Annotated in this window: 13 protein-coding genes; 10 read left to right on the forward strand and 3 right to left on the reverse strand. The window is 65.1% G+C overall.

From position 1 onward, the window contains the following. Positions 1–42 precede the first annotated feature (42 nt). Positions 43–858 carry a phytanoyl-CoA dioxygenase family protein gene (locus HHL22_RS12685; RefSeq protein ID WP_169531728.1) on the reverse strand — a complete coding sequence of 272 codons (816 nt, stop codon included), beginning with the start codon at positions 856–858 and terminating at the stop codon, positions 43–45. 293 nt (positions 859–1,151) lie between these two features. Here HHL22_RS12685 and HHL22_RS12690 point away from each other — a divergent pair, with 293 nt between their 5' ends. The 4 genes from HHL22_RS12690 (at position 1,152) to HHL22_RS12705 (ending at position 4,863) form a co-directional block, all read left to right on the forward strand. Further along, entirely contained in the window at positions 1,152–2,711 is a 1,560-nt protein-coding gene (locus tag HHL22_RS12690) for a hydroxymethylglutaryl-CoA reductase (RefSeq protein WP_169531729.1), read from the forward strand. A gap of 298 nt (positions 2,712–3,009) precedes the next feature. Next, entirely contained in the window at positions 3,010–3,723 is a 714-nt protein-coding gene (locus HHL22_RS12695; RefSeq protein WP_169531730.1) for a hypothetical protein, read from the forward strand. A 181-nt stretch (positions 3,724–3,904) separates the two neighbouring features. Continuing rightward, positions 3,905–4,630, forward strand: coding sequence for a DUF2975 domain-containing protein (locus tag HHL22_RS12700; RefSeq protein ID WP_169531731.1), 726 nt, complete (start codon positions 3,905–3,907; stop codon positions 4,628–4,630). Next, positions 4,630–4,863, forward strand: a complete 234-nt coding sequence (locus HHL22_RS12705) for a helix-turn-helix domain-containing protein (protein WP_169531732.1) — start codon at positions 4,630–4,632, stop codon at positions 4,861–4,863. The genes HHL22_RS12700 and HHL22_RS12705 overlap by 1 nt, the downstream gene beginning before the upstream one ends. Before the next feature lie 62 nt (positions 4,864–4,925). Here the strand turns inward: HHL22_RS12705 and HHL22_RS12710 are convergent, their stop codons facing one another. After that, entirely contained in the window at positions 4,926–6,599 is a 1,674-nt protein-coding gene (locus HHL22_RS12710) for a S41 family peptidase (RefSeq protein ID WP_169531733.1), read from the reverse strand. 292 nt (positions 6,600–6,891) lie between these two features. On the opposite strand from HHL22_RS12710, the gene ruvX reads away from it, so the two are divergent. The 4 genes from ruvX (at position 6,892) to HHL22_RS12730 (ending at position 9,544) form a co-directional block, all read left to right on the forward strand. After that, on the forward strand, positions 6,892–7,323 hold the full coding sequence (gene ruvX, locus HHL22_RS12715) for a Holliday junction resolvase RuvX (RefSeq protein WP_169531734.1): 432 nt from the start codon (positions 6,892–6,894) through the stop codon (positions 7,321–7,323). Then, complete coding sequence (gene def, locus HHL22_RS12720) at positions 7,320–7,919, forward strand: peptide deformylase (RefSeq protein ID WP_169531735.1); 600 nt, start codon at positions 7,320–7,322, stop codon at positions 7,917–7,919. Before ruvX ends, def begins: the two co-directional genes overlap by 4 nt. A 142-nt stretch (positions 7,920–8,061) precedes the next feature. Next, positions 8,062–8,532, forward strand: coding sequence for a hypothetical protein (locus tag HHL22_RS12725; protein ID WP_169531736.1), 471 nt, complete (start codon positions 8,062–8,064; stop codon positions 8,530–8,532). Between the two features lie 13 nt (positions 8,533–8,545). After that, positions 8,546–9,544, forward strand: coding sequence for a zinc dependent phospholipase C family protein (locus HHL22_RS12730; RefSeq protein WP_169531737.1), 999 nt, complete (start codon positions 8,546–8,548; stop codon positions 9,542–9,544). Positions 9,545–9,571: 27 nt separating this feature from the next. On the opposite strand, the gene HHL22_RS12735 is transcribed toward HHL22_RS12730, so the two are convergent. Next, positions 9,572–10,771: a CehA/McbA family metallohydrolase gene (locus HHL22_RS12735; protein ID WP_169531738.1), complete on the reverse strand. Its 1,200-nt coding sequence runs from the start codon at positions 10,769–10,771 to the stop codon at positions 9,572–9,574. A gap of 431 nt (positions 10,772–11,202) precedes the next feature. Between HHL22_RS12735 and HHL22_RS12740 the strand changes: the two genes are divergently transcribed. Then, a complete protein-coding gene (locus HHL22_RS12740; RefSeq protein ID WP_169531739.1) occupies positions 11,203–13,941 on the forward strand; it encodes a TonB-dependent receptor in 2,739 nt (912 codons plus the stop codon). 180 nt (positions 13,942–14,121) lie between these two features. Further along, positions 14,122–15,519 carry a hypothetical protein gene (locus HHL22_RS12745; RefSeq protein WP_169531740.1) on the forward strand — a complete coding sequence of 466 codons (1,398 nt, stop codon included), beginning with the start codon at positions 14,122–14,124 and terminating at the stop codon, positions 15,517–15,519. Positions 15,520–15,591: the final 72 nt, after the last annotated feature.

Raw genomic sequence — 15,591 nt, forward strand, 5'->3', positions numbered from 1 at the left:
GACTCGGTACCATCTCGGTTCAAAAGATGTGGAATGGCTAGGCTACTTCACCAAGTGCAGAAAGCGCAGGTAAAAGGGCGTGGGGCTGTCGTCGCGCTTGGGTTGGTACTTGCCCCCAATAATGGGTACGTACATCACGCGGCGGCGCGAGGCGGCCCCCACCAGCGGCGACTGCGCCACCCGGTGCCACATGCGGCCATCGTGCACGGTAAGGTCGCCGGGCTCGGTTTCGATGGCAATCTCGTTGGGGTCGTAGTGCACGTCTTTGTAGTACTTCTTGCGAAACAGCATCTTGCCAATGCTTTGGCGGTGGGTGCCGGGTATCACGCGCAGGCCGCCGTTGGTGGCCTTGGTGCCGTCGAGGTGCAAGCCCACATTGAGCATGGGCCGGATGCGCTTGCCATAAAAAACGTCGCGCAGCGAGTCGGTATGCCAGCCCATCTGGCTGAACTCTGAGCCTTCCACGTTGACGTAGTGATTAACTACCAGACCATCGCGCTCATTTACGCCCACGCGGCCTTCTCCAATCTCCAGCAGCGGAAATAAGGCTTCGAAGCGGGGGTCTTGCAGCAGCTCGTGCAGTACGGGGCTGTGCTGCGAGGCAAAGGCGAAGCGCTGCACGATGGGCGAGCCATCCACATCCTTGCCGTATTTAATGGGCACTCCGTTCACCTTTTCTACGTTGTCGGCTAGCCACTTGGCTTGCACATCCTGCGTGGCTTTCAAATAAGCCTGCACCTGCTCGGGCGAAGCGAAGGGGCGAAAGTGCAAAAAACCGTTTTTGGCGAAGAAGGCCCGCTGCTCGCCTGTTAACTCCTGGCCAAGCGTAAAGCGGGGATAATCGTATAAAGAATTCATAGAGGGAAGAAATCGCGGAAAATAGCTTTCCGAGGCCCTGTTGCTGCAAAGAAGCTGTAAAGATAGCAGCTACTAAGGTTGGCTACCGTGAAAGAGTTATTCTAGCAGCAAGACCGTGCGGGCTATAACTACCAAAGCCAGGTGGGGGTTTAGGGATTAGTTGATAGAATTTTCAACTTCATAAAGTATACACCTGCCTGGTTGGCGCGCGGCGGGGCTAGCGGGTAGCTTTGCGCGGTGGGATGGCTAGCTTGCTGCCCCGCCCACTTTACGGCGCTGCGCGCCCTTTCGCTATGGTCTTTACGCCCAGCCCCTTGCTGCTCAAGCTGCTTTACAACCGCGGCAGCCTGCACAACCTGCCCGACCAGCAGGGCGTGGCTTTTCGCATCAAAAACCGCCTGGATACGGTGTGCCTGACGGGCGTGGAAGAAGTAAGAATTGGCAGCCAGGTGGTGCCGGCCAGCGCCATTGAGCTGGACCTGGATGGCGAGCGGCGCCCGGCCACCAGCCTAGGCCCCGCCGCCGGCCAGGCCCTAGAGCTGCCCGTGGGCCAGGAACTCACGTTTGTGCTGGCTACGCCGCCGCTGCCCGCGGGCCTGCACCAGCTGCAGGTACGCTTCAGCACCGATGCCTTTGGGGCGCTGAGCGTGGAGGTGGAGGATGCCATCGGAACGATAGACAGCCACGGGCGCATCCCTAGGGCCGCGGACGATGACTACGCCGAGGCACCCATTCGGGCGCGCCAGGAGTTTGCCGAGCGCTTTACGGGGCAGGCGTTCGAGCACCTCAAGCAGTACTCGTTTGACCCCCACGCCCTGCGCGGCAACTGCGAGCACTTCGTGGGGGTGGCGCAGGTGCCGGTGGGGCTGGCCGGGCCGCTTGCCGTGCGCGGCGAGCACGCCCAGGGGGAGTTTCTCATTCCGCTGGCTACTACCGAGGGCACGCTGGTAGCCAGCTACAACCGGGGTATGCAGGTGCTTAACCTGTGCGGCGGCGTGAAGTGCACCGTGGTGGGCGACGCCATGCAGCGGGCGCCGGTGTTCGTGTTTGATGATGCGCGGGGCGCACGCGATTTCAGCCGCTGGGTAACTGAAAACCTGGGACTGATTCGGCCCCAGGCGGAAAGCACCTCGCGCGTAGCCAGGCTGCAATATATAGATGCGTACCTGGCCGGCAAGTTTGCCTACCTGCGCTTCAATTTCTCGACTGGCGACGCGGCCGGGCAGAACATGGTGAGCCGCGCCACGTTCGCGGCTTGCTCGTGGATGCTGGAAAACTATCCCGGCGCGCCCATCCGGCATTTTTACCTCGAATCGAACGTCGCTACCGACAAAAAGGCCTCGCAGATTAACGTGCTGCGCACCCGCGGCAAGCGCGTAGTGGCCGAGGCTACGGTGCGGCGCGATGTGCTGCTGCAGCGCCTGCGCGTGACGCCCGAGCAGCTAGCCTACCACGGGCAGGTGAGCAACGTGGGCGCGTTTTTGAGCGGGGCCAACAACAACGGGCTGCACTCGGCCAATGGCATTACGGCCCTCTTCATCGCCACCGGGCAGGACGTGGCCAACGTCAGCGAGTCGAGCGCCGCCGTGCTGTACACCGAACTAACCCCCGAGGGTGACCTGTACCTCAACATCACCATTCCGAGCCTGATAGTGGCCACGCACGGCGGCGGCACGGGCCTGGCCACCCAAAACGAGTACCTGCGGATGCTGGGCTGCGTGGGCGAAGGCACCGTGAACAAGCTGGCCGAGATAGTGGCCGGCGTGGTGCTGGCCGGCGAGCTGAGCCTAGGGGCCGCCATCAGCAGCAGCGACTGGGTGAGCAGCCACGAGCAGTACGGGCGCAACCGCTAGCTTACGGGCTTCGGCAGGGCCTAGGGTAGCTGACCGTTGGATTTTTTAAAGTATTTTCTAGACCAGCTAGGGGCAGGCAAGCTGCTCGCTAGCCCAAGCCGGTGGGGTGAAGTGTGCAACGGCGCGGGCTGCCCTAGGCTGCTAGGCGACACCAAGGTTGGAAAAATCTAATCTGAACAGTAAACAAGGCAAAAAATTGTTTTGCAGGTGCATTGTTGCTTCATTTGTAGTGCTATAGGAAATGCTTATGGCAGCGTTTAGTTTTGGAATGCTACTCCTTACCTAAAGCGCTTGTCCCTTGAAAAGCCTTGTCTTTCTGCTGCTGCTGCCACTGAGCTTGCTGACTTGCCTAGCCAAGGACCGGCCGCGCGCCGCCGACCCCAGCCGGGCGCTGGTGCGGCAAGCAAACGCGCCGGCCGCGCGGCAATTGACGCAGGCGGCCATCAACCAGCAGCCGGGCGCTTTTCTAAATGAGGGCCGCTACGAGGCAGGCTACCTGTACTTGCTCTCGGGCCGGCGCGTGCTGGTGCCGGGTTTGCGCTACCACGTGGGGCAGCGCGTGGTAGAGGTGCAGGACTCGCTGCAGGCCGATAGCACCAGCTACTGGCCGCTGGCCGCGCTGCGGGGCTTCGACCTCGGCACCGAGAACGACCCGGCCACCCGGCGCCGCTACCGCCCGCGCCTGGTGCACGAAAGCCACCAGCTCGACCGGCGCGAGGCCGTGCAGGTGCTTACGGCTACCGATGCCGGCCCGCTGGTGCTGGCGTGGCTGCCGCTGCTGCTGCCTGGCACCGCCTCGCCGGGCCAACTGCTGCTAGCCGGCTCTGGCCACAATGCCGACCAGCCCTTGCAGCAACTCAGTCTGAACGGCCCCGACGTACTGCACCTGCTAAACGAGCGCGCCCAAAAAGTGCAGACGTTTGCCCGCACCAACAACCTGCACTGCGGCGTGCCCCAGGAAGTAGCGCAAATGCTTGATTACTACAACCGCCTAGCCGTGGCCGTAGAATAGTTGCTGCCCCGCTGCTTGCCACCGCAAAGCCCCTAGGCCCACTACCCGGCCTAGGGGCTTTTTTGTAGTTCAGCAGTAGAAGGTTTATCAATAAATTTTTATTGATAAATAGTGCATATTTATTGTTTATCAATAAATATGCACTTTCTTTGTCGCATTGCTCCCTACTTCTACCATCTGTATGGCTATTTCCTCTTTCACCTGGGCGTTGCGGTTTGCGCGCATCCTGGCGGGTATTTTTCTGTTTGTTGGGTGTGGGCTCACGTTGGTACTACTAGGAGGAATGGCTGATGCCGCTACCGACTCAGTAGTGCGCCTGAGCCTGCGCACCGACCGGCCCGCGCAGTTCGAGTTCTGGTATGCGATGCAGGCGGGATACGAAGATGGCGCCAAGCACCAGCCGCGCCACTCGGCCTGGGATAAGCTGCCCGCGCTGCAGCTGGCGCCCGGCCGGGCGTTCGACTTGGTAGCCAACCCCATTACCCCGCTGCTGCGCTACCCCGAGCCCAGCGCCCCAAAGCGGCTGGCGCTGCTGGCCCTAGGGGCGCTGCCGGGCGCTGTATCGGTGCCGGGGCTACTGTTCTGGATATACGGGAGTTGGCTGCTGCTGAAGCTGGTGCAGGACGTAACTCCCGAAACACCCTTTACCGAGGCCAACGCGCGCCGCCTGGCCCGGCTAGCGCTGCTCGTGCTGGGCCTGAGCCTCTGGGACTACGCGGCCCAGGCGTGCGTGCTGGCTTTGGTGCCGGCTTTTCGGGCGGTGGGCGTGGCCAGCTCGCTCAATCACTACGTGCAGCTGAGTACCGAAGAGCTGCCGGGCTTTCAGGTGGGATTTATGCTGTCCGTCATCGCGGCCGTGTACCGGCGCGGGGTAGTGCTAAGCCAGGAAGCTGAACTCGTTATCTGATGCCCATCGTTGTAAACCTCGACGTGATGCTGGCCCGGCGTAAGATGTCGCTGAGTGCCCTGGCCGAAGCAGTGGGCATTACCCTGGCCAACCTGTCCGTCCTGAAAAGCGGCAAGGCCAAGGCCGTGCGCTTCAGCACGCTGGCTGCCATCTGCCAGGCACTAGACTGCCAGCCGGCCGACCTGCTGGAGCACCAGCCCGACCCGGCCGACCTGCGCCGGGGCGCGGAGTGAGGGCCTTGGGCATCCGGGGGGGGCCTAGGCCTGCTCGGCGCGCTTAGGCGGCCGGCGCCGCCCTAGCGCCCGCCCAGTAGTGCCAGCTGGGCGGTACTGTCTTGCACCACGTGCAGGGCCTGCTGCAGCTCGGGGTCAGTGTCGCGCAGCACGGTGCGGGCGGCCTCGGGGCCGTAGGCGGTGCGGGCAATGCTGGCTTTGAGGTAGCTGCGCAGCGCCGGCGCGCACGTGCGCAGCGCCGGCAAACTGGCCGGCACCCCGGCGCGGGCCGCCAGGCGCATCAGGCCGTCCAGCTCGGCATCGCTGATGCGGAAAACGGCTTGGTACTGCGCAAAGCGCAGGCCCGCCAGCTCCACCTTGTGCTGCTGGTAGAAGCGCACGGCGTAGGCGCCCGCCGCGCCGCTGGCCAGTAGCCGCTGGTAGTAGGCCGAGTGCCCTAGGGTATCGTGCGGCACCAGCACATCGGGCATAATGCCGCCGCCGCCGTACACCACCCGGCCGTGGTCGGTGCGGAAGCGCAGAGCGGGGTCGAGGTGGGCGCTGTCGGCTAGGGTTAGCTCGGGGCGGCGCTGGCGCTCAGCTAATTCACGCTGGTAGGCGGCACGGTCGGGGCCGTAGGGCTTCTGGATGCAGCGGCCGGCGGGCGTGTAGTAGCGCGCCACCGTGAGGCGCAGCTCGCCGCCATCCTGCAGCTGCACGGGCTGCTGCACCAGGCCCTTACCGAAGGTGCGGCGGCCCACCAGCAGGGCGCGGTCGTGGTCTTGCAAGGCGCCGGCCAGCACCTCGGCCGCCGAGGCGCTGTGCTCATCCACCAGCACCACCAGCGGCTGCTGCTCCCAGTCGCCGGCCACGCGGGCGTAGGTTTGGCTGGCGTACTGCTCTTCCTTGCCCAGGGTGTACACCAGTTTGCGCGAGCCGCCGATAAACTCGTCGGCCAGGCGGGTGGCCCGGTCGAGGTAGCCGCCGGGGTTGCCGCGCAAGTCCAGTACTAGGCGCTTCACGCCCTGGCGCTGCAAGTCGGCCAGCTGGGCTTTAAACTCCTCGTAAGTGGTAGCCGCAAAGCGCGTTACCTTGAGGTAGCCCGTTTGGCCGTCTTCCAGCAGCACGCCCGGCTCCACGGAAGCATTGGGCAAGCGGCTGCGGGTGAGGTGCAGGGTCAGGGGCTCGTGGTGGCGCAGCAGGCCTAGGGCCACCGTGCTGGCCCGAGGGCCTCGCAGCAGCTGGCCCAGCGGCCCGGCTGCCAACTGCTGGCCCGCCACGGCGGCCGGGCCCACGCGCAAAAGCTGGTCGCCGGGCTGCACGCCGGCCGCCGCCGCCGGCCCACCGGGCAGCACCACCGACACCGTGGCCGTATCGCGAAACATAAAGAAATCCAGCCCCACGCCGTCGAACGAGCTTTGCAAAAAGGCATCGGTTTGGTCGCGCTCGCGGGCTGGAATGTAGGTCGAGTGCGGGTCGAGGTGGCCCAGCAGCTGCGCCACGGCGTAGTCGCTCAGCGCGTCGGCGTCCACCGTGTCCACGTAGTCGCGGTCGATGGCCGTCAGGATTTCCTTGTAGCGCAGGTAGCCGCGGGCCACCGCGTCAGGGTTGTCGGAGTGGGGCCGGAACGGATTGGTGCCCAAGATGATGCCAATGCCCAGCGTGAGCGCTGGCAGCACCGCCACGCGCAGCCAGCGCCGCCGGGGGCGGGCGGGCACAGCAGTGGGGGCACCAGGGGGCAGCAAAGGGGCGGACATGGACAAAAGGCGCGTCGTAAAATTTAACTCAAGCAGGAATTTCTGGCGGTAGCACCCAAATTTATTGCACTTCCACTATAGCGCCGCTGTTGCTGCGCAGGAAAGCAGCGTTTTCTGGTTAAGTCCTTATTTTTTATTTGAAAAGCCTAAGCACCCTAGGCGGCGCGTTTCCTAGGCCCCGGCGGCCCCGCAAGCCCCGGTCGTATCTTTGCGGGGCGCAAACGCTCAGGCTAGGTTGGTGTTAGCTACCGCTTCCGGTTCACGTTGCGCCCCTCACTTGCCCCCTTTACCCATGCCCACGCCCGGCCGCATTCTTGCCCTCGACTACGGCCACAAGCGCGTGGGGCTGGCCATTACCGACCCGCTGCAGCTCATCGCCTCGCCCCTGGATACCATTCATAGCCAAGATGTAATGAAGTTTGTACTCGACTACCAGCAGCGCGAGCCGCTGGCGGCCGTGGTGGTGGGCATGCCGCGCACGCTGCTGGGCGAAGCCACCGACTCGACCAGCGCCGTGGTGGGGCTGCTGCGCCGCCTGCGCCGCGAGCTGCCGCCTACCGTAACGGTGCACGAAATCGACGAGCGCTTTACTTCGCGCCTGGCCAAGCAGGCCATGCTGGCCGGGGGCCTAGGGCGCAAAGCCCGCCAAAACAAGGCTACCGTTGACAAGGTGAGTGCGGCGCTTATTCTGCAATCTTATTTAGAATCCCCTCTTCGACAATGATTTATCCGATAGTGGCGGTGGGCGACCCGGTGCTAAAAACCCGCGCCAAGGACTTACCCGCCGATTTCTCGCCCGCCGAGCTGCACCAGTTGGTGCAGGATATGTTCGAAACCATGTATTCGGCCCACGGCGTGGGCCTGGCCGCGCCCCAAGTTGGCAAGGCCGTGCGGCTGTTCGTTATCGACTCGGGCCCGATGGTGACGCCCGACGAGGACGACGAGCCCAGCGACGAAGCCCCCGAGCCCGCCGTGAAGCGCGCCTTTATCAACCCGCGCATGGTGAGCGAAACCGGCGAGGAATGGGGCTTCGAGGAAGGCTGCCTGAGCATTCCCGGCATCCGGGAGCTAGTGCACCGCTGCCCTGACATTGTGCTGCGCTACGAGGACGAAAACCGCCAGGTGCACGAGGAAGGCTTCTCGGGCATGACGGCCCGCATCATTCAGCACGAGTACGACCACTTGGAGGGTGTGCTGTTTACCGACAAGCTCTCGGCCTTCAAAAAGCAGTTGCTGAAAGGCAAGCTGGCCCGCATCAGCAAGGGCGACGTGCACCACGAGTACCGCATGAAGTTTCCGGTGGGCGCGGGGCGGCGCTAGGCCCTAGGGGTAGTAGTAGCTTGAAAAGGGCAGTGCCGGAAGGTGCTGCCCTTTTTGGTGCGGCGGCGAGTTTGGTAAGGCTGCTAATAGAGTGTAGCTTAGCAGCGGCGAACGGACAGTGTTACCTAAACCTCTGCTGGCTATGAAATTACTCTTACTAGTTGCAGCGCTGCTCGGAATGGGCAACCTGCTGCCCGGTCACGCCCAGCAAGCGCCCGCCGCGCCCAGTGCCCGCCCCATCCTGACGCATGAAGACAGCGTAGCCGTGCTGCACCGGGTATTTCGCTACAACCGCCGGGGCGGGCGCTTCGTGGGGCTGCTCGAGGGCGCTTTGCTGCCCTCGGCCATCATAGGCGCTGCCAACCCCAACCCATCGGCAGGCCGTTTTGTGGCCGGGGCGCAAGTGGTATCTGCCACGATGATAGCCGTCTACTTCGTGGGCAATATGGTACGCTGGTCGCGCTACAGCCAGCGGCACGAGCGGGAAGTAATCGAGCGCTTCGAGCAGCACAGCGCCCAGCCGCGCTACGTGCAGCGCAACTTCGACCGGATGCTGGTGCTCGCTACCCGGCCCCCGCGCCGCGGCCTGTTTACTAAGCTCGAGCGTCTGTAGCTATCTTGGGGGGATGAAATTCTCCCTACGCCTGGGTAGCTGGCTGGGCCTGGCGTGGTTGTGCCTGCTCACCTACCGCGCCCAGGCCTGGGGCTTCTACGGCCACCGGCTGCTGAACCGGCTGGCCGTGTACACGCTGCCGCCCGAGATGCTGCCCTTCTTCAAGGCCAACATTGAGTACCTCACCGCCAACGCCACCCGGCCCGACGCGCGCCGCACGCTGGTGCCCGGCGAGGCCCCGCGCCACTTTCTGGACGTGGATGCCTACGGCGACAGCGCCCTGACTACCCACGGCCGCGGCTTGCCTAGGGCCTACGCCGACGCCGTAGCCCGCGTGGGCGGCGAGGACTCGCTGCTGCGCCACGGCATCGTGCCCTGGCAAATAGCCCGCATGGAGCGCCAGCTGCAAGCCGCCTTTGCAGCCCGCGACGCCGACCAGATTTTGCGCTTGGCGGCCGACCTGGGGCACTACGTGGCCGATGCCTGCGTGCCCCTGCACACCACCCGCAACTACAACGGCCAGCTCACGGGCCAAACCGGTATCCACGGCCTCTGGGAGTCGCGGCTGCCCGAGCTGAATGCCGAGAGCTACGATTTGCTGACGGGCCAGGCGCCGTACCTGGAGCGCCCCACCGAGGCCGCCTGGGCGGCCGTGGCCCGCGCCCACGCCGCCGTCGATTCGGTTTTTGCTATGGAGCACCTGGTCAGCCAGGAGCTGAGCGAGGACCGCAAGTACGCCTACGAGCTGCGCGGTAACCGCACCGTGCGGGTGTACTCGCGCGAGTTCAGCCAGGCCTACCACCGCCGCCTGGGGGGCCAGGTAGAGCGCCAGCTGCGCTACGCCGCGCGCCTCATCGGGGCCTGCTGGTACACGGCCTGGGTCGATGCCGGGCAGCCCGACCTGAGCAAGTTTCAGCTGCACCCCTCGGCCGCCGAGCAAGCCCGGCTGGCCCTGGAGGACAAGCAGCAAGCCGCCACCGTCCCTAGGGCCCTGCCGGGCCACGAGGAGTAGGCGCGCTGCATCGCCGCCGGCTTGCCGCTAAAAATTGGGGTCGAGATTGAAGTAAATGGGGTTGGAGAAGCCCACCATGGGGGCGCTTAGGGCCATCGACTTGGGTACCTGGGGGTAGGGGGTGGGCGGGCCTTCCACCAGCACGCGGTAGTAGGTGCGGCCGGTGGCGGCCGGGGTGTCGGTGAATTCTACAGCGGGGCGCTTGCCGGCTAGCTGCAAGGTATCCAGGGGGTTGCCGTTCTTCACCACGCGCACGGTGTAGGTGGCGCCGGCTGGCACCGGGCCCGCCAGCTGCACCCGAAACCGCACCGGCTGGCCGGTAGCCAGGGCGTTGTCGCCCATCATCAGGTCGGGCTGGCCGTCCTGGTTGAGGTCGGCCGTGAACTCGACCCTAGGGGCAAAGGGGTTCATGCTCACCGACACGCGGCCGGCGGTGAGGGCGTCCACCACGGCCTGGGTGGTGCGGGCGGTGGCAAACACCCAGGTGGTGGGCGTGCCCACGTAGTTGGCCTCGGCCTGGGGGCTGTTGGGCGTGGCCTCGGCGGGGGTGGCGGGGCGGCCGTGGTGAGCGTCGCTGCCACCCCGCCCCGTCAGCCGGCGGCCCGACGAGAGCATGTCGTCCCATATCATCTGGGCGTTGGCGTTGTTGGCCCAAATGACGGAGTTCCACACTTCCAGCGACTCCAGCATGTCGTAGGAGTAGCCAAAGTGGTCTTTGCCGCTGGGGTGGTTGCCCGAGAGGTGGATGTCCAGCTGCTTCTTGACGGCGCCCACCACTACGTCGCGCTGGTCGCGCACATCGTAGAGGCGCTGGTGGTCGTAGGGCCGGGCCGAGAGGGCGTTGCCGTGGCCGCGCACGGTGGTCCACTCGGCGGCGTAGAGCATCAGCAGGGGGCTGGCCTGAAACTCGGGGTCGGCCCAGGTGTGGTGGGCCACGTCGCCATCCACGTGGTTGTCGTGGTCGGTAATGGCCAGGTAGTCCATGCCCACCGACTGCGCAAAGGCCACAATCTTGCCCACCGGGTTGTTGGAAGACTCCTTGCTGTGGCGCGAGTGCACGTGCAGGTCGCCCTTCAGCCACACGCCTTTGCTGAGGCTGGCCGGGGGCGGCAGCGCAGTTGGCGCGGCCGTAGCCCAAGGGCTGGGGTGCGCGGCCTGGCCCACCGCCACCTGCTGCGCGCCCAGCAGTGCCAGCAGCGCGCCCACGCGCCGCAGTTGCCGCCTCATTCCTTCTTGTACGCTACGCATCGCCGAATCTGAAAAGCCCCTAGGGGCTACCTGGCGGCGAAAGTAGAGCCCGGCGCCGGCGCCTTCTAGTTAGGATACAATTTGATAACCTTGGCAGAAGTGCCGCGCCGCTTGACTGGCGCACCCGTTGGTAGAGGAGGTAATAAGCTGATAATATGCCTGTAATGGCGCGGTAATGTTCGTTTGTGGCCCCTAGGCTACGTTAGTGTTAAGAAGGCTCGGTAGTTCTTAATGCAATGATAAAAACATGATTTAATGCAATGAATAAGCGCGCTGTAAAGCGTGGTGGCTAGGTATCGTCCCATTGCTGGCCCGGCCGCGCGCCGCCCGGCTGCTCGCGCCGCTTGGCGGCCACCCGGCATAGAGAAGACCTTTGCATTCGATTAGGTCTAATTTCTAATGTGCTAATAATGAGACCACTCTACTCGGCTTTCTGTGGGCTGCTTTTTTTGCCGCTTTCGGTGCTGGCGGGTACCATTCGGGGGCGGGTGATGGACGCCCGCACCGGCGAGCCGCTGGTGGGCGCCATCGTGCACCTGCAGGGCACCCCGCACAACGCCCAGGTGCAGCTCGATGGCACCTTCGTGCTGCGCAACGTGCCGGCCGGCGAGTACGAGCTGGCCAGCCAGTTTGTGGGCTACCAGGTGCACAGCCAGCACGTGTCGCTGACCACCGCGCAGCCCGACCAGGTGCTGAGCCTGCGCCTGCGCGATAAAGACAACGCCCTGGAGGAGGTGACCGTACAGGGCCGGCGCGACCCCGAGGGCGAAACCACCGCCCGCCGCGCCGAGCAGCTGGCGCCGAGCATCGTGAACGTGGTATCGGCCCAGGCCATTCAGGTGTCGCCCGATATCCAGGTGGCCAACGTGTTACAGCGCGTATCGGGCGTGACGCTGGAGCGCAGCACCAACGGCGACGGGCGCTACGCCATCCTGCGCGGCATGGACAAGCGCTACAACTACACGCTGGTCAACGGCATCAAGATTCCCAGCCCCGACCCCTACAACCGCTACGTGCCGCTCGACATCTTCCCGGCCGACCTGCTGCAGCGCCTGGAAGTAACCAAGGCCCTAACGCCCAGCATGGAAGGCGACGCCATCGGCGGGGTGGTGAACCTGGTGATGAAGGACGCGCCCGCCGAGCGCACCTGGTCGGGGCAGCTGGGCACGGGCTACGGGCAGCTGTTTTTCGACCGCTCGCTCCTGAGCTTCGACCGCGGCGCCATCAACCGGCAGTCGCCGGCCGCCCGTAACGGCTCGGACTACCAGGCCACCCTAGGCGACTTTCCGTGGGCGAAGTTTTCCAACAAAACCGCCCTACCCAACCTGCTCGGCAACCTCACCTTTGGCAGCCGCTACGGCCAAAACCAGCGCCTGGGGGTGCTGCTGGCCGGCTCGTACCAGGCCCAGACCCGCGGCTCGGACGGCTACTTCTACGAAACGGGCATCACCCAGGACAACTACCCCGTGCTGCGCACCCTGCACGTGCAGCAGTACTCGACCCGGCAGGAGCGCCTAGGGCTGAACGCCAAGCTCGACTACCGCCTCGACAGCCGCAACACGCTGCGCTTCTACGGCGCCTACCTGCAGCTCGACGAGGCCCAGGCCCGCTTCGAAACCGATACCACCTACAAGGGCATGGCCCGCCCCGACGTGGACCGCCGCCTGCGCTCGCGCCTGCAGCGCCAGAGCATCGCCAACGGCACCCTGCAGGGCGACCACCAGCTGACCGACCGCCTGAGCGTGAACTGGTCGGCGGTGTATTCGCGGGCGGCCAACAACGTGCCCGATGTAGCTGAGCAGGACCTGAAGCTGACCACCGCCGGCAATCGCTGGCAGGACGTGAGCCGCATCTGGCTCGACAACACCGACCAGGACAAGGCCGCCTACCTCAACCTGAAGTACCAGCTGGCTGAGGGCCTGGAGCTGGGCCTAGGGGGCCTCTACCGCGACAAGGACCGCGTGAACCACTACCTGAGCTACCAGCTGCGCGCCTCGGGCCAGCTGGCCAGCAACGAGCAGGACATCAGCTCGGAGCCTTACTCGGTGTTCAACCCGCAGGGCATTTACGTGGGCAACAACAACTACTCGGCCACCGAGAAAATCGCGGCCGGCTACGGGCAGCTGCGGCTGGCGCGCGGCGCCTGGGAAGTGCTGGGCGGCCTGCGCGCCGAGCACACCAACCAAGCCTACCTCACCAGCCTGCCCATCACGGAGGCCGCCTACAAGGGCCGCCAGCTCTACACCGACTGGCTACCCAGCCTGCACCTGCGCTACGCCCTGAGCGCCCGCCAAAACCTGCGCGCCTCGTACTTCGCCAGCCTCAGCCGCCCCAGCTTCTTCGAGCTGACGCCCCACAACAACGCGGGCAGCGTGAGTGAGAGCAACATCTACCCCGAGGCCGGCAACCCCTACCTGCTGCACACCAAGGCCCAGAACCTGGACTTGCGCTACGAGCTGTTTGGGGCCGGCAACGACCAGGTGATGGTGGGCGCGTTCTACAAGAACCTGCAAAACCCGATTGAGTACGCCCTGGTGGCGCTGCCCAACACCACCGTGACGGTGTACCAGCCCAGCAACTTCGGCACGGCCACCAACTACGGCTTCGAGTGGGTGGGCGTCAAGTTCTTCGGGCCCCTGGGGCTGTCCACCAACTACACCTTCACGCACTCCGAAATCACGACCCTAAAGGCCCGCAACGCCACCGCCGACGATGCCAGCCTGAGTGTGCCTCAGAAGCGCCCCCTGCAAGGCCAGGCCAAGCACGTGGCCAACGCTTCGCTCTTGTATAAGAACCCGGCCCTAGGGCTCGACGTGCAGCTGGCCTACGTGTACACTGGCGCCCGCATCGTGCAGGTGGGCCAGTACCTGGGCCTCGACTACTGGCAGCGGGCACAATCGCAGCTCGACTTTTCGGCCGAGAAGCGCCTGAGCCGGGCCGACAAAGCCCATAGCCTGACGGCCTACGTGAAGGTGCAGAACCTGCTCAACACGCCCTACCAGGTGGATATTCTGGCGCCCGGCGCGCCCGCCTCGGCCGGCAGCCCCGCCACCACGGCCTTCCCCTACCAGGACCGCGCCGACCGCGTGGCCGTCATCAACCAAACTTACCGCGCCTACTACCTGGCCGGCCTGCGCTTCCGGTTTTAAGGTAGCCTCTGCAGGATGGGTCGTCCTTCGCGGGGCGCCTCACCCCCCGGCCCCCTCTCCTTCAGAGAGGGGGAGCCAGTCGACTACCTAATAAAATAAATGCCCGCGCCACCGTGGCTCCCCCTCTCTGAAGGAGAGGGGGCCGGGGGGTGAGGCGCCCACCAGAACAACCTGTCTACTATGCGCTTTACTACCCTAGGGCCGGCCGCCGCGCTGCTGCTCGGCACCGCGCTGCTCACCAGCTCCTGCGAGGATATCATCGACATTGCCGCGCCCGTGCAAACGGTGGGGCAGGCATTCAGCGGCGACACGCTACGCAGCCCCCTCAAGGGCACCATTGCCGGGCGCACGGCACCCTACTACATGGTGGGCGACGTGACCGTAAACGACGGCGACACGCTGCTGCTGCAGCCGGGTGTAAAGATTCTGGTGATTGGCAAGCCCAAGTCGCCCGGCACCTTCGGGCAGGCCAGCAACAACCCCGGCTTTGTGGTGAATGGCACGCTGCTGAGTCTGGGCACCAAGGCCGCGCCGGTGGTGATGACTATCGCCGACAACCTTAAGGGCGACCCCACCCAGGCCCAGGCCGTGGCCACCGACCCCGCCTTTAAGGGCTACTGGGGCGGCATCAACGCCGACGGCGCCTCGCTGCTGGTGCTGCGCTGGACGCAGCTGGGCTACGTGGGCGGCCCCTACGGCGCCAACGCCCCCACCGGCTACGCGGCCGGCGACCCCAAGTACGGCGTGTCGATGCTGGCCAAGAAAACCACCGCTATGTGCGTTATCGAAGACAGCTACTTCTACGGCAGCGTCGATGACATGATGCGCCTGCAAAGCTGCAAGTTCAGCATCATGCGCAGCCGCTTCGAGAAGTGTGGCAAAACCGGCGGCGAGGGCATCAACCTCAAGGCCGGCTGCGTGGGCGACGTGGCCTACAATACCTTCGTGGGCGTGGCCACCAACGGCAGCAAGGTGGCCTCGGTGGCCGCCGCGCCGGTGCAGGCCAACGTGGCCACCTACAACAACACCTACCTCAACTGCGGCTACCGCCAAACCAAGTCGGGCCGCGGCGGCTCCATCAACTACGAGGTGCAGGCCGCCGGCCAGATTTACAATAACCTGATTGTCAACTGCCGCTTCGGCCTGCGCCTGCGCTCCGACTCGCCGCCCGACCTGACCAACATCAAATACGACAACCAGTACTACTACGGCAACAGCAGCTACCAGGTAGCCGAGTTCAACGCCGCCACGGCCGGCTCGGTCACGGCCAACCAGCCCCACGACACGCGCGGCACGGCCGGCGCCAACGACCCCAAATTTGTGCTGGCCGACCTGAGCACCGCCGCCGGCACCACCGCCGCTCCCAGCGCCGCCATGCAGCAGGCCAACTTCTTGAACCCTACCAGCAACCTGCGCCTGCAAGGCAGCTCGCCGGCCCTCAGCAAGGGCAGCACCGCCTGCGTGCCCCTCAATGCGGTGGGCGGCCTCTCGGTGCGCGGCCTGTTCACGCCCACCCCCAGCCTGCCCGGCCCCGACGCGGGCGCCTACCAATCGGGCAACGTGGGCAACCAGCAGTAACCCTAGGGCCCCGGTCGTTACATATTGCCCTTTGCGCTTAACCTCACCCCCGGCCCCTCTCCTTCGGGAGAG

Origin of the sequence: Hymenobacter polaris (assembly GCF_012927305.1) — a bacterium.
Lineage (GTDB): Bacteria > Bacteroidota > Bacteroidia > Cytophagales > Hymenobacteraceae > Hymenobacter > Hymenobacter polaris.

Excerpts from the sequence above, each read along its gene's own strand:
- HHL22_RS12740 (WP_169531739.1), top strand. The coding sequence starts at position 11,203 with ATGAGACCACTCTACTCGGCTTTCTGTGGGCTGCTTTTTTTGCCGCTT.
- HHL22_RS12700 (WP_169531731.1), top strand. The coding sequence starts at position 3,905 with ATGGCTATTTCCTCTTTCACCTGGGCGTTGCGGTTTGCGCGCATCCTG.
- HHL22_RS12725 (WP_169531736.1), top strand. The coding sequence starts at position 8,062 with ATGAAATTACTCTTACTAGTTGCAGCGCTGCTCGGAATGGGCAACCTG.
- HHL22_RS12745 (WP_169531740.1), top strand. The coding sequence starts at position 14,122 with ATGCGCTTTACTACCCTAGGGCCGGCCGCCGCGCTGCTGCTCGGCACC.
- def (WP_169531735.1), top strand. The coding sequence starts at position 7,320 with ATGATTTATCCGATAGTGGCGGTGGGCGACCCGGTGCTAAAAACCCGC.
- HHL22_RS12690 (WP_169531729.1), top strand. The coding sequence starts at position 1,152 with ATGGTCTTTACGCCCAGCCCCTTGCTGCTCAAGCTGCTTTACAACCGC.
- HHL22_RS12705 (WP_169531732.1), top strand. The coding sequence starts at position 4,630 with ATGCCCATCGTTGTAAACCTCGACGTGATGCTGGCCCGGCGTAAGATG.
- HHL22_RS12685 (WP_169531728.1), bottom strand. The coding sequence starts at position 858 with ATGAATTCTTTATACGATTATCCCCGCTTTACGCTTGGCCAGGAGTTA.
- HHL22_RS12710 (WP_169531733.1), bottom strand. The coding sequence starts at position 6,599 with ATGTCCGCCCCTTTGCTGCCCCCTGGTGCCCCCACTGCTGTGCCCGCC.
- HHL22_RS12735 (WP_169531738.1), bottom strand. The coding sequence starts at position 10,771 with ATGAGGCGGCAACTGCGGCGCGTGGGCGCGCTGCTGGCACTGCTGGGC.
- HHL22_RS12730 (WP_169531737.1), top strand. The coding sequence starts at position 8,546 with ATGAAATTCTCCCTACGCCTGGGTAGCTGGCTGGGCCTGGCGTGGTTG.
- ruvX (WP_169531734.1), top strand. The coding sequence starts at position 6,892 with ATGCCCACGCCCGGCCGCATTCTTGCCCTCGACTACGGCCACAAGCGC.